This window comes from Janthinobacterium sp. PSRC1-1 (assembly GCF_049897525.1).
Lineage (GTDB): Bacteria > Pseudomonadota > Gammaproteobacteria > Burkholderiales > Burkholderiaceae_D > Janthinobacterium > Janthinobacterium tructae.
The window spans coordinates 22,815-35,799 of record NZ_JAFCWK010000012.1 but is presented as its reverse complement, the minus strand read 5'-3'; the positions used below and the strand labels follow the sequence as shown (position 1 = coordinate 35,799).

The following is a 12,985-nucleotide window of genomic DNA, read 5'->3' as shown; positions in this document are numbered from 1 at the left end:
CGGCCTCGGCCGTAGCGCCAACTACAGAGGCCATAGAAGCAGCGCCGACGAACGAACCGAGCTTGCCGCGGTCGGTGGGATTGGGGCCGGTATGCTGTCCGCCTGTGTCATGTCAATCTTTCTTAGCATGTAAGAAAGGGCCAGTTTAACCTGCCCGGGCGATTGGAAGTTCATTCCATCGCGTCGTACAACAAGGTGTTTTGTTTTCGAACTCCATGGCCCTGCGAGGCGCCAGGCCGGCCGATGCCAGCGTCACCGAATCACGCCCAAATCGCTGATTCAACGCATCGAGCGCCGCTTTCACGCGGCCGCACTTCATCGAACAGCACGCCCTGCAGGGTTCCCCTGGGCGAAATGGGCATCAGTTGTACGCCGGCTTTTTAGATTCAGCGCAAAATGCGCCAGGCGTGACAATGCGGGTCCGGCCGAAGCGCCCGCGCTGCAATAGACCAGCGCGATGATCGCCAGTTACCAGATAGTCCGCATCGCCCGCGAGCGCCATCGCAAGCTTGCTCGACACCGACACAACGGAATCCGATCGCATCAGTAGTCTCTCCGCTGCAGGAATCGATGCATTCGCTTGCCGCGACATTGCAACCTGGGCCAGCTTGGCTTGCAGGCCCTCGTAGCCACTTGACACCCAAGCTACAGAGGCCCGCGAGGATCATTCCGGTTTGGATCGATAGTCATTTTTGGTAATGCACGCGAGGTTAGTGGCGTTCTCCTTCTTCGCACAGAATTCTTGGTGAACCGCGGCATGTTCTCGTTTATATTCAGGATTTTGCATAGCGGAGTTTAGCTCGTCATCTTTATACGACACACCGCGACGAATCTCCAAGCGATGCAAAGCTTCCGCGGCTACCGGCGACACTCTCTCGATCACTTCACGTTTCGTTAATGGTACTTTTTCGCTGGCTTTTGAGTGAGCCAGGGAAGCAGACAAAATAAGGATTGTTGCGTAAAGGTACTTTTTCATGGTTAATTCTCCGTTCAAAAAGGTTTGCCGTAGTAACTGTCAGGACGCGACGGCATGCACGTCGGTAACTTCAACTTCAATCATCAGATGGTCCATGCCATCATTAACATAGTTGTAGGTCGGTTTTCAGGACTGAGCTTCCGATGGCTCCTTAAACGACGACTAGCGACCGTCACCGCAAAAGCACCAAAAGCACGAGTAGCACAATGACAACTCTAACCTGTGTCTTGCCGACATAAACAGGGGGCCGCTTTCCTGATGCATACCCGCGATATGCGCCGACAAACGTGTAAGCCACCCATAGAAAGAGTACGGCTCCGAACAGCAACCTGAACAATTGAGCGAATTCAGCCATGGAGTAGCCGCTGCCAGCAGCGAACGCAGCATCCGGGTTCGAGAAGGACGGCGGCGTTGGAAATATGGGTGACGACGGCGATCCTGCGCCAGGGGTCGTTGGCAGTGGAAATGAGCCAGCGGCACCGGTAGGGTTCGCAGCGAGCACCTCCGCAAACGACGGCGCCACTGTAGCGAGCGCAAAGCCCCCGAATTGTGCGATGTACTGTGTCACGGGCACATTGTTGCCGTCCCGGGGTATAACGGCACCGCCACTGTCGAGATACTGCTTGAGGGAACCGATTCCGACCAGGTGGGCCCCTGCGATCAAACCCGAGGCAGTGATCTGGGTGCCATTGAGCGTTCTACCAATGTATTGGGACAAACCAAAATAGTTGATGTAACCCTGAAGTTTCCCATAGTAATCCGTGATTGCCTTGACCTGCAGGTCGGGATTGGCCAGGAACGTGTTCAGCGACGTCACACCATTCTTACCTGTGAATGTCCCTTTCCAGCTGTTGACCGCGCTACCGTTCGATCGATAGTAGCCGGCGTCTGTCATTGCCAAGGTGCCTATTTGGAATAGACCAGCATAGCCTTGGGTATTAACAATACCAGGATTGAGGCTGGACTCACGTTGTGCAATTGCTTTTAGAAAGTCAGCGAAGCCAGTGGCAGCCATGGCCAAGCCGATCATTCCAAATATTAGCCAGCTTACTACGCTGGAGCGCCAAGTTGTACGCGCAAGGTTGAAACCTGGCTTCAATGGGAGTCGCATGATTAATCTCCCCAATCCAAGTTTTGTGCACAGACAACGGCGGGCGCAATCTCGTCCGGCATGATCTCCTCCGCGGCACCTGGAATCACAGGATGCCCCAACTGGACTCCCCCTCCGCCCAGATAGATGCTCGCCCCCCAGGCGCCAGACCGTGGCGCGAAGCCGATGTAGGCTCGTTCAGCGTCGCAGGCTGTCAGGTTGCAACGGGTGAGCACGAGAACCGTTGAGTTCGCCTTTTTATGTAGGCGCAAGGTGCTCTTTGACAGGTCCATGCGCGAAAACCAAGGCGGCAGCTGCGCGGCACGGCGCAGGATCTCGGCCGTCAATCGAAGATCGACATGCGAATCGGCCACCGCCAGCGTGCCCGCAGAGGGACAAGCGCCGGTGGCATCCAACGGCCTGGCAATGCCGGTCAACGCGCACAGCGCAAAAGGCAAGGCGAGCAGCAAGCGGCTTACCAATTTCATCTTGGCCTCCATTCAACGCGCCGCCGCGCCTAATTGATCGATCATCTCCACCAGCTGGCCAGGTGGCAACGCGCCGACAATTCGACGTCCATCGGACAAGACAATGGTGGGCGTGCCGGCAATCTTGAGCCGAGCGGCGAGCTCAATCACTTCGTCAAGCGCCGATGCATCGCATGCGTTGTCCACAGGAGGATGTCGACCGGCCATCGCGGCTTCCCAGGCCTTGGCACGGTCAGCTTGGCACCATATCGAGCGCACGAGCGGCAACGCTCCTGGAGAAGCGATCGGCAACGGGAATGTGTACACCGTCAAATCTGGCAGCTGCAAAAGGAACTTGTGTACCACTTTGCATGCGGGACATGTGGGGTCTTCGAAGATTGCGATGGCGCGTTTGCCCGAGCCTTGGGTCCGCTTCAGCGCAAGTTGGAAGGGCAGGGCGCCGAAATCCACACTACTCAGTGCATCGATCCTCTTCTGAGTGAGATCTTCCTTGGTTACCAGATCCATCAACCGGCCGTCCAAAATCACGAAGCGTCCTTGGGTATCGGTATAGAAAATATCCGAGCCGGCGACCACTTCGTACAGTCCAGCGATCGGTGTTGGGGTGATTCTATCGATCACAACGCCCATGTTCGTGTGGCGCTCAATCGCCGCTTTCATTAGACCGGTGTCCGGTCGCACAGGGCCAGTCGATTCGGCACCAGCCAAACCGTGCAGCAAGCTTAAGCTTAATGCGAGCGATGGTACAAAAGATCGCAGCATAGATCCTCCTATGTGATGATTGTCTGATCTGTATCAGTCGATTTCTCTCACGCCTTTTTGCACACGGCAACGCTCCACATGTGCCCGGATAAGATCGGCTACCTTTGCCGGCGCGGGGATCGCGTTTAACACGACACGAGGCGTCGATCGATCCGATGTCAGCAAAACGATCTGGCCGCGTCCCAAGAGCCGCTGGCCGAAAGGCTGATGAACGGCGATATCCTTGACCCGATACAACTCAAGTTCGTCCACCTGGACCGCCAGTACACCGGAACGCTCCCTGAGCCGTTGAGTGGTTAGCGTGTAGGTATGGCAGGCAGTCCGAATCATTCGCCATGCCGTCCACAGTACTGGCACCAGCAGCCAGAACCCGACCAGCGAAAGGAACATCCACCGGGCGTTGACAATCTGGCCTTCGGTTGCTTTCCAGATAGGGGTGCTTTCCGGAAGCGCCTTTGCGGCACTGGCAAAGGGTGGTTCGATTACAACAGCTTCTGTCTGGTCGTCCATGTTGGCTCCATGTGAGTTGTAAACCTCTGCTTTACATCCTCTAGGGAAGATGTATGCTTGAAAGCGAGGGAGGTACATCGCGATGAAAACGAAGAAAATTTCTCGACTGCTATTTTGGTCCGCGGGGTTTTTGGTGTTTGCATTGGTTTGGGCCGGCAGGATTCTGATCGAGCTACTAGCGCTTTGCGCGGGAGGCATCGAAGAGCGCCCCCAAAGGGATGCGCGTGAGCGCCGCTTCTCGTGGGACAACGATGGCTACAGCTGGGAAGGTCGTCCCGACGAAATGAAGTAGCGTTCACTTTTTGAACCCTTTGACCACACCGGTCGCGATATTGGCTCCTGTTCGTCCGGCATCCCGTCCGGCGGTGACGGCATCGCCAAGCATCCGCTGCACCCCATTGCCGACGTTGATGCCTATCCACGCCATCATGCCGCTGAAAAGAATCGGCAGGCCGATGAACATCAGCATCAGTGCCATGTTGAGCACAATGCGCTTATAGGTGTTTTCGGTCGTGCCGTTGTCAAGCGCAAACTCCAGCAGCGCGTTGCCGCTCATACCGGGATACATTGAAGCGATCAGGTTGTCATCCATCCACCGGGCGACGTACCACATCACGGTCCAAAACTTCACCGAAAAAATACCGATAGCGCCGATGAACATGACAGCCAAGTTGTACCTGCTGAACACCAGGATGATGGGTAGGAAGATGTAAATCGCCATCAGAATAAGCGGTTGCGAGATCGTCATGAAATAAATCAAAGGCTTCATCGACGCCGATGCCTGGAACGCCTGCAAGCCGGCACCGACCGCGCCGACGATGTTCGCCGGCATGCGCATAATCCGTCCAAATGTCCCCATCTCGCTACCGATTCCGTTTGTCATCGATTCGCTGTCGACGTAAGTAGGAGCGGTCTTCTGGTAGGCCAGCCGAGCCTCCCAATCCCTGTGCTCCTCCTCGGATACACCTGGCACCAGAGAACGGACCTTGGCACCCAGCCCCTGCAGCCCGCCAATAGTCGAGCTCAACTGGTCGCGCAGTCCATTAGTACTTGCCTCCCACCACTCCTTGCAACTCGGCCTTCCCAGAGCTGGGCTGCCAGCAGATGTGTTGACATCTACGTCGCGCGAGGGATTGAATGGGAAACCGGCCACTTCACTTCGGGCATACAGATCGGCATACAACATGGGATCATCGCGAAACGCATGGCTTCCGATCCAGTCGGTATCCGCCTGTCCGTACTTCGCGATCTGCGCAGCCGCGACCGCCGACGGACTTCCGGCGGTTAGAAACCGGGATCTGGCCGGCACAAAGCACTCGCTATAAAAACGTTGCACTGAGGACCGAAGTTGTGGATCCTCGACGGTGGCAATACGGGCCAGATCCTCCAGTTGGCGGAAATCCCGAATGCCCCCCTGGATTCCGGCGCGCGTGGCGGCGTTAATGCCGCTGCTGATGCCGAGCACCGTGTACCACCATGGGGGAATGGACGCAATCCCTGGCACGGTATTGCCGAATACCTCGGGGCGGCCATAGCTGCTGTCCGATGCGCCCGGCGTAGCCTTCACCGGGGCCGGCTCAAGCGAAGTCGGCGTGGGCGCGTAATACAGTTTCATGCTCGACAGCGATGTGATGGACGAGGGAACGAGGCAAAGTGCAAACACGACAATCGCCGAAAACAACTCAACTTCCATCCGTCGGATCATCCAGGCAGTGCCTTGCGCATCGTCGTCCATCTCGTGCCCCTCACGCCAGACTTGCACGATTGTGACCAGAAACGGGAGGTAGATGATCCCGCTCGCCGATAAAACGCTCCAGATCACGCCGCTGTAGAACCACCCGTAGAGCGTGGTGTACAGCTCAAGGTAACTGTCGACACCCATACTTCCTCCGCTAAGCAGACTGGCCAACCGAAGACGCCAGCAAAATGAGTTGAAGCATCAGCAGCGCAGCAAACCACCGACCCTTCCGTTCGATCAAGGCCTGGCGCGCAGATTCCGGGACAAAACGGCGCGACACCAGCCACGCAACGACCTTCGCCCATCCAAGCCAGAAGCAGATCGTGACAGCCAGATGCATGCCGTAGGCATAAACGCGGTAACGGGCAATAAACTGAAAAAGCGCGCGGGCTTCGTCTGACACCAGCAAAAGAAGCAGGCCCAATCCGCCCAGCACTGCCATGGCCAGCATGGTCACCAGCACCATGCCCGCACCACGCAGCAGGACGCGACACAGCGACTTCTTAGGCTGGGGGTGTGCGCGTTGAATAGAGCGGATCTTGTCGGACATATCAGCCTCACCACCTCACCTGCCGGATGAAATTAACGGCAAAGGACTCGAGAAGCGCCCAAGCCTCGTCTGCCAGCCACCCTAGCACCATGCCCGATCCGCCCAGCACGACTAGGGCAAGCATCGCCATCAGCAACGTGCCCGCGAGACACAGCACGGTAAAATACGGAGTGTTCTTCAGCCGAAAGTATGCTTGTTTGAATAAATGGATATTGTTGAACATGTCAGCCTCACTTCACTCGACCGTTGGTCATGATGCTTTTATCTGCCGGCTGCTGCGTCGGTAGAGGGGCCGATATGGCCCGCCGCCCTTGATACGCCTGCAGCAGAGAACCGGCGGTGTCCGAGACCATTTCCCGCCGAACCCGGCTCTCGAACAGCAAATCCTGGATGAATTGGCTCAACATATCAGCCTTCGTTTTGGCGATCTCCAGGGCCGGCTCATGCTTCTGCACCTCGGGAAGGCTCATGCCAGATATCAACACCGCGCGTACTGCCAGCGCCTTTTCGATGGTCCGGGCAAGCGCGATCTCCTTGGCGATACGCTGGGAACTAATCGCCTGCATATCGGAAGGCAGCTCACGAATTGCGCGTATCACATCCGTCGACATCGAAACATCGGGCGCACCCGACGCAGCAAGCGTCGCATACGTCGGATTGCTGGTACTGATCGCGAGCTTGACCTGGTTGAGCGCGGTCGGGATCTCGGCGTCATATTTCGATTGCAAGCCAATCGCGGTAACGGCACCTTTTTGGGCGCAGGAAGGCTCGTCGCACGTGGCAATCAACTGGTCGCCAAGCACCGCGACGGCAAAATCTGCGGCGTCCTGCGGCCGCGGAAATGCCTTTCCTAGCGGTGTGCCGCCAGACGAATAGTCCGCCGTGTTGGAGGCGGCGACCGGCTGCATCATCGTCAGGTTATAGCCTGCCACAACGATGTCGTTCACGGGACGAATGGCCGGTTGCGCGAAACCGCCGGCGACCTTGTTACCGATCCAGGTGATCCCCCGTCTTCCGTTGTCCGCTTCGACCTTGCTTTTCGCCGAAACAACGTCCGCATTGGTGCCCGCTTCCACGTTCCACCCTTCGCCCTTGGCCAGCCCCACCCACTTCGCGTAGGGATCCTTCCCTTGCTTGATCTGCGCTTCCATCTGTTCACAGCTGTCCAGTGCCGCATTCACGGAGATCTCAGCCTTTTTGGCATACGTCTGGAAGAGTTCATACAACCCCGGTTGGGCTCGCTGCAGAAGGTAAAGTGGCAGGGCACTGATCCCGGCTTTAACGGCTCCCGTGATTTGGGTGCCGAGGTTACTGAATCCGTTCATCAAATTAGCCCAACTGAGTCCGACATCGAATTTGCCGCAGGTGTAGTTGGCGTTGAGCTTGAGGCCAAATCCCATCTTGACCGCCAGTGCGCTAGGATTCAGCGATCTTGAGGCCGGGGCACTGCCACCGATGCGGTAGTAAAGCTGGGATTGCGATCTCGGTACATCCTGCGTCTGAGCCATCACGGGTGCCGAGCCTGCACACGCCGCAACCAGCACGGCGAGCATACGATACTGGCAAAATGAGTTCATTGCCCCCCCCCCTGTTCAAAATGCGATTGATCCAATAAAGACGCCTTCGACTTTGCAGCATTCCAGGCGCCGCCATAGATTCCAGCTATAGGCCTCTTCGGCCGAACTTTGACCATCGCCCCAAGTAGTAAGGGAAAATGTGTCATTAGTACCAAACACTTCGCAGGTCGCGGAGGACTTCGGATACAGGCGCTGCCATTTCGAGTTTTTGGAATCGTTGGGTAGCACCGGCCCGAGTCCGAAGTACCGGTAGCCCGAGTCCGGAGAGAGCACGGCATACACATGCGGTTGTGCTGATTGCGAAATGATGTTTGCCACACGTTGCGCCAATACCGCAGCACCCTTGATCGGTATCTGCTGCGTGACCGCACCGATCCGGGGGTACAAGCTGCCCCACGTGTTGAGGCCTGAGTTACCAACTTCTTGCACCCCGGGCAGATAAGTCTGCGGGTACAACAGCTCGGCCGGCACAACGCCGCGCCATACCAACGCATCGAGATAGGAATGGAAGTGCACCATCAGAGCTTTTGACGTCGACGGGCACATCAAACCACTTGCGGCGGTAGGCGCCGCAAATCCCGTAGCACGCGCCAAGCCGCCGGTAGGAGCGTTGATAGTCGATGCGCCAGATGCTAATGTTTGACGCACTTGCGTTACTGCCGCCGCACCGCGTGTGTAAACGTCCGCCCCGTGTTGAAGCGCCGCGATATCGGATAATGCTGACGCGGTAGCGGTATCACCGCGATTGCCTAAGGGCGTTTTCTGCAAGAATTTTCTCAACTCGTCCACGCCCGGTATTGCTGGCTCTGAACGGCCGGCAATGCCCGGGCTGGCCGATGCCCCCAGGCCAATCAGCGACGTAGGATTGCCGATGGCATCGGCATCTCGATAGAGGACATTGCGGTCTGTTCGCTCGCCTGTGAACCTGGTACCTGCAGAATCGATTGCCATACCGACGAGGCCGGACGCGACGCTGCCTACCGTTTTGGTGACCGTGCGCCCGTAATCGGCCCAAGGATGGCTCGCCGCGTCATGCCAGGTGCTGACAACAACCTCGGGTGAAAAATGGGAGATTCTAACATTGCTGATCACGCGGCAATGCGGTGGAAATGCTTCACACTTTAGCCAGAAGCAAACGCCCGCCACCCTGTAATTGCTGCACGCGGGCACCGCCTTCAGCGTGTTTGCCACGATTTCCGCGGTATTGGTTTGCGCCCAAGCCCATGCCCCAGGCAGCGCCAAAGCCGTCACGAATACCGGTATTAGAGTGTTCACTTGCTCCCCCCACTTAAACTATTGCCGACTACTTTGGTAAAAAATGGCGCGCGCCACATCGATATCAGTTACTCCATAGATCACCGCCTCACCATTGACAACGACAGCAGGAATACGGTCAACACCGTACCGTGCAGATTGAACGATACCCTCGGCCGCCGACTTGGTTCGGCTGGCAAGCGCCGCGGCACCAAGGGCATGCAAGCGCTGGCGCAAAATGGTCTGTGCGTCCCGTTCGTTCGCCGGCAATCCAACCGAAAGCTCACTGTCGAGCACTTCCATCGCGTCCAGCAGATACACACGCGCGCCGCGGATATTTGTCAGGTAGATTGCTGAGTTTGAAAAAACTTCCACCGTTGCAACTCGGCGGGCGGTATCCGTGCCGACCGATGTGCGCTCAATCGCGACACTCGCGGGATCCGTGTTCGCGAGTCGCGCGCCCGGTACCACTACCGCGCTGGTCACTACAGCCAACAAAACCGATATGAGATTACTTGCCATCATCGCTACTCCCTTTTTGCTTACAACAGGGTCGCATCAGCGCTGTCATTTGGATCCTCGTCCCCATTTCACTGTTAGTTTGTGACCGGGCAAGGAGTTTCTGATCGGTGCTCACCCCGATAATCAGCAGAGTGCCATCGATCCCGGCGTCGACAAGACGTTTTGCGCTTTCCGTCAAAATCACCACCGTCTCCGCCCGTTGTGCACAGCAACTGATGAAGCGCTTTAGCCGCGCCGGCATGGTGGCCAGCATACTTTCCGGCCCATCTATGGCGATCAGTTCTGCCCCATACAATGCTTCAATCGGCGCGCCGGCCAGGTCGGCCAACGAGCTCCGTCTACCGCCACTGACAACACCGGCAGGGAGATGCGGATGCCCATACATGCTCACGTAGGCCTGACATACACGCCGGGTGTCGCGATCGACTAGTGCCTTGTCGATGAAATGCTCGGCCAGAGCCGCCCTGAACCTCGATTCTTCACGCTCCACGATGACAATCGGCGAGTGTCCCCTGGCTCTCACGATAGCGCCGCCAATACCGGTCCACAGATCAGACCTGTTTCTATTCATCTCATCATCCTTCACGTATCGCCGCGCTAACATGCTCACGTAGCACGTACGGCCAGCTCACGCGCGATGCGTACGGCTGCCTCCATCGCCGTGATCCCAAATTGATTCATAATCCGCTGGCGCAACGCTTTCTCGTGCCCTTCCGTCATCGCCAGTGCTATGGCCAAGGGCGGCGGAACGTTCCGGAACAGCGCCTTATGAGTACTACTGAGCAACACTCCTTCTGTGTACTTAGGTGGCTCCTTACGCGTTGACAGCATCAACAGTCGCTCCTCTTCAGTGAGCGACTTGAACCGCGACACTTGCTTCACTTCTTCCGCTTCCATAGTTAAGAGCAACCAGAACTCGCACATGTTCAACACCCGGTTCATTGATTCCGGGAAGTCCTTCATATCTTGCGTGGCGAGCCAGAACCAAAGGTCCAGCTTTCGCCACATCTTCGTTCCCTTCACAATTTTCGGCCCTAGCAGCGGATTTGTAGTGATTAAGTGGCCTTCGTCTGTCAGGAAAATATGGGGCCGCCCCTCATGCTGATGGGCCTCGCCGTTGGCGTGCACGTGGTCGAGCAGGCCCGTGTAGGCGACAGCCAAAGCGTCTTCGTATCCGTCCTTGACCAACGTGCCCAGTTCAACCAGGGTTATGTCAGCATCTGGCCACTGTTGCCCGTACCGGTTGAACAGCTTGCCTCTCAGGTCCAACGTGTAAACCATCATTGACTCACCCATGTGGTACGCGCGCTCGCGCCGCTCTTGCGGTAGCGCCTCATCTTGATTCATGTCCATGAGGGCCTTGGCCACGTCTTGCGTGAGGGGGTGCGGTTTACCACCTTTCTGCGCGCCCATCGATGCGGTGATGATGGCGCGGCTGACGACATACCGGTCTGCACGCGTCATGCGGTCAATTTCCCGTTGCTCGCCGCCGGTGATCATCATGATCGCGGCAATGGTCATCTCCCCAAGGAAATCGCGCTTCTCGTCGTCCTGGTCCATGGCGTCGGGTCCGGCAGCATCCGCCCCCTGGTCCAGCGAAACCTCCATCAAGCTTTGCTCGATTTGTTCTTCGAGCTGCTTGGCGACGGCGGCCGAGGTCTGCGCGGCGGTGTAAGCCGCAATGATTTCCGGATCCCTAACCAGCTTGGCGCCCATGGCAAACGGCGGAAGCGAGACATCGTTATTGGGCGTGAGCTCGACGTAGTGCGTAGTCAAACCCATCGATTCAAAGTAGTCCTTGAGCAGCTGGAACGATTTTCCCGCATCCGCGATTGTCAGACGTGGTCGGTGGATAGCCATTTGGAAGAGTGCCAGAAAATTCAACGTGGCCGATTTGCCTGCGCCGGTCGGGCCCAAGGTGAGCATATGAGCGTTTTTTTTCCGGTCCCGTGGATTCAGCGGGTCTATCCAAAAAGGTTCGCCACCGCGATTCCAAAAAGGAAAACCGGGATGGCCGGTTCCCCTTTGCCTTCCATACACCGGCAACATGGCCGCGATCTGCGATGCAAAGAGGTAGCGTGTACGCTTCATGTTCTTCGCATCGAAATGCGGGTCGAAGCACATAGGCAGGCCCCGAACAAAGGCGTCGAGTGAAGTCAGGTCATGGGCCGGTTCGATGAAGCGCAAACCCGAGGTGCCCATCCTGGCGTTGACTGCTGCAGTATCCTTGCGTAGCGCTTTCTCGCTGGTGCCGGAGAGGTAAAGCACCGTAAAGGTGGGCAGAAGCCAGTCACCCGTATGCATGTGCCGCAAAATTTGTTTGCATTCATCCGAGGTCTTTTCCGCATCGGGGCTCTTGGCCTTAGAATGATCACGGATCCGTTCCACTTGGTCGCGAACCACGTCCTGCGGAGTGATCACGATCGTCATCGACAACATGGCATTCTCGGGCATCCGGTCAAAGCGGGCGAACAGATGCTTTGCGTGCTTCCTTTCGGCCGTAAGGTGACCCACCTCGGGATTGGAGGTGATCTGCTGCAACGTGAGTGCTTTCATCAACACGCCGTCGAACTTAAAGCCTCCCCAGGCCGGGTCGGATTCCGGCAAGCTGAGATTGAGGAAGGTTGCGAAGTCGTGCCCAAAGACCGGCGCCTCGCCGTCAGTTTGGGATGGCGCGTCTCCGGGATAGGGAAAAGCCCTCAATAGTTCGGCAGTGGTGCCATATCTTCCGCTGCGGTTGAAGAATGGGAGCAGCCACTGATACAGATCGATTCCACCGCATCGACGCATCCGCGCACCAGCCTCCTCGAGGTTGGCCACGAGACTGTCGGCTGCTCGGTTGAGCAGGTCGGACGGCGACTCGACGCCTGGGACGACGACATAGCCACCCGGGTAGATCCGGTACAGGCAGCACCGGATTCGCCTAATCTGGCCACGCCAGGTGTGGCCGGACACCTGCGTGTCCTCGAACAAGCCACCATCCTGGGAGACGTTGGCAACGTGCAGGGCAAACTCATGCAGCACGGCCTGAGTCAGCTTGGAGCTTTTGATGGCCTTCCCACGATCAGGGTTCGCGGCATGAACCTCATCAATGTAGGCCTCCAGATCGTCCTTGAGTTGCTCAATATTGCGGTCGTCGTTGACGAAAAATTGGACGATCCAGTCTGGCGCCCCGGATTCCGGGAGGGTTTGCAATGCAGCTTGTACCTTGCGGCAATACTCCTTGAGAATCTCCTCCGCCTGGGCCTCAGTCGGTATCGGGGTCAGTTCGAAAAGCGCGCCCACGCTCACGCCGTCGTTCAGTTCAAACACCTGTGTCGATGGTTCGTAGTCGCGCCACGGCAACAGTTCTGTAAACGAGGGCGATCGGCTTGCCATATGCCTGCGCTTTGCGGTCGTCAGGGGCTGTTCCCCAGCGCCGTCGCGCGCACTCCCGTTCCGTACAACCGCGTGGTCTGCCCCACCAAGGATCGCCTTCGCTTTTCGCCATGCAAACATATGCTTCCCCAAAAACGGTC

The 12,985-nt window shown here is 57.3% G+C and carries 16 protein-coding genes; 1 reads left to right on the top strand and 15 read right to left on the bottom strand.

All coding sequences use genetic code 11. The features are described 5' to 3' along the window. Nucleotides 1-145: 145 nt before the first annotated feature. From ACP7DW_RS22430 to ACP7DW_RS22400, 7 genes are all read right to left on the bottom strand, one after another. On the bottom strand, nt 146-319 hold the full coding sequence (locus ACP7DW_RS22430; RefSeq protein ID WP_081345003.1) for a DUF4113 domain-containing protein: 174 nt from the start codon (nt 317-319) through the stop codon (nt 146-148). Between the two features lie 42 nt (nt 320-361). After that, entirely contained in the window at nt 362-544 is a 183-nt protein-coding gene (locus tag ACP7DW_RS22425) for a hypothetical protein (protein WP_139174865.1), read from the bottom strand. Nucleotides 545-664: 120 nt separating this feature from the next. Next, nucleotides 665-976, bottom strand: a complete 312-nt coding sequence (locus ACP7DW_RS22420; protein ID WP_139174867.1) for a hypothetical protein — start codon at nt 974-976, stop codon at nt 665-667. A 172-nt stretch (nt 977-1,148) separates the two neighbouring features. After that, nucleotides 1,149-2,087: a DUF3262 family protein gene (locus ACP7DW_RS22415; RefSeq protein WP_081345005.1), complete on the bottom strand. Its 939-nt coding sequence runs from the start codon at nt 2,085-2,087 to the stop codon at nt 1,149-1,151. Between the two features lie 2 nt (nt 2,088-2,089). Continuing rightward, entirely contained in the window at nt 2,090-2,554 is a 465-nt protein-coding gene (locus tag ACP7DW_RS22410) for a hypothetical protein (RefSeq protein ID WP_139174869.1), read from the bottom strand. Between the two features lie 12 nt (nt 2,555-2,566). Then, nucleotides 2,567-3,316: a DsbC family protein gene (locus tag ACP7DW_RS22405; protein ID WP_071080310.1), complete on the bottom strand. Its 750-nt coding sequence runs from the start codon at nt 3,314-3,316 to the stop codon at nt 2,567-2,569. A gap of 33 nt (nt 3,317-3,349) precedes the next feature. After that, nucleotides 3,350-3,826 carry a PH domain-containing protein gene (locus tag ACP7DW_RS22400; protein WP_170840594.1) on the bottom strand — a complete coding sequence of 159 codons (477 nt, stop codon included), beginning with the start codon at nt 3,824-3,826 and terminating at the stop codon, nt 3,350-3,352. An 82-nt stretch (nt 3,827-3,908) separates the two neighbouring features. Here ACP7DW_RS22400 and ACP7DW_RS22395 point away from each other — a divergent pair, with 82 nt between their 5' ends. Continuing rightward, a complete protein-coding gene (locus ACP7DW_RS22395) occupies nt 3,909-4,118 on the top strand; it encodes a hypothetical protein (RefSeq protein ID WP_071080313.1) in 210 nt (69 codons plus the stop codon). A 3-nt stretch (nt 4,119-4,121) separates the two neighbouring features. Here ACP7DW_RS22395 and ACP7DW_RS22390 read toward each other — a convergent pair whose 3' ends face one another. From ACP7DW_RS22390 to ACP7DW_RS22355, 8 genes are read right to left on the bottom strand one after another with little or no spacing between them, the layout of a single operon-like run. Continuing rightward, nucleotides 4,122-5,708, bottom strand: coding sequence for a conjugal transfer protein TraG N-terminal domain-containing protein (locus ACP7DW_RS22390; RefSeq protein WP_071080315.1), 1,587 nt, complete (start codon nt 5,706-5,708; stop codon nt 4,122-4,124). A gap of 10 nt (nt 5,709-5,718) precedes the next feature. Beyond that, on the bottom strand, nt 5,719-6,114 hold the full coding sequence (locus ACP7DW_RS22385) for a hypothetical protein (protein WP_071080317.1): 396 nt from the start codon (nt 6,112-6,114) through the stop codon (nt 5,719-5,721). A gap of 7 nt (nt 6,115-6,121) precedes the next feature. Further along, nucleotides 6,122-6,337: a hypothetical protein gene (locus ACP7DW_RS22380; protein WP_071080319.1), complete on the bottom strand. Its 216-nt coding sequence runs from the start codon at nt 6,335-6,337 to the stop codon at nt 6,122-6,124. A gap of 7 nt (nt 6,338-6,344) precedes the next feature. Further along, on the bottom strand, nt 6,345-7,691 hold the full coding sequence (locus ACP7DW_RS22375; RefSeq protein ID WP_071080322.1) for an integrating conjugative element protein: 1,347 nt from the start codon (nt 7,689-7,691) through the stop codon (nt 6,345-6,347). A 15-nt stretch (nt 7,692-7,706) separates the two neighbouring features. Continuing rightward, nucleotides 7,707-8,966: a TraU family protein gene (locus tag ACP7DW_RS22370; RefSeq protein ID WP_170840595.1), complete on the bottom strand. Its 1,260-nt coding sequence runs from the start codon at nt 8,964-8,966 to the stop codon at nt 7,707-7,709. 18 nt (nt 8,967-8,984) lie between these two features. Next, entirely contained in the window at nt 8,985-9,470 is a 486-nt protein-coding gene (locus tag ACP7DW_RS22365; protein WP_081345008.1) for a TIGR03757 family integrating conjugative element protein, read from the bottom strand. Next, nucleotides 9,457-10,038 carry a hypothetical protein gene (locus ACP7DW_RS22360; RefSeq protein WP_139174873.1) on the bottom strand — a complete coding sequence of 194 codons (582 nt, stop codon included), beginning with the start codon at nt 10,036-10,038 and terminating at the stop codon, nt 9,457-9,459. Before ACP7DW_RS22360 ends, ACP7DW_RS22365 begins: the two co-directional genes overlap by 14 nt. A 35-nt stretch (nt 10,039-10,073) precedes the next feature. After that, nucleotides 10,074-12,965, bottom strand: coding sequence for a conjugative transfer ATPase (locus ACP7DW_RS22355; RefSeq protein ID WP_081345009.1), 2,892 nt, complete (start codon nt 12,963-12,965; stop codon nt 10,074-10,076). Nucleotides 12,966-12,985: the final 20 nt, after the last annotated feature.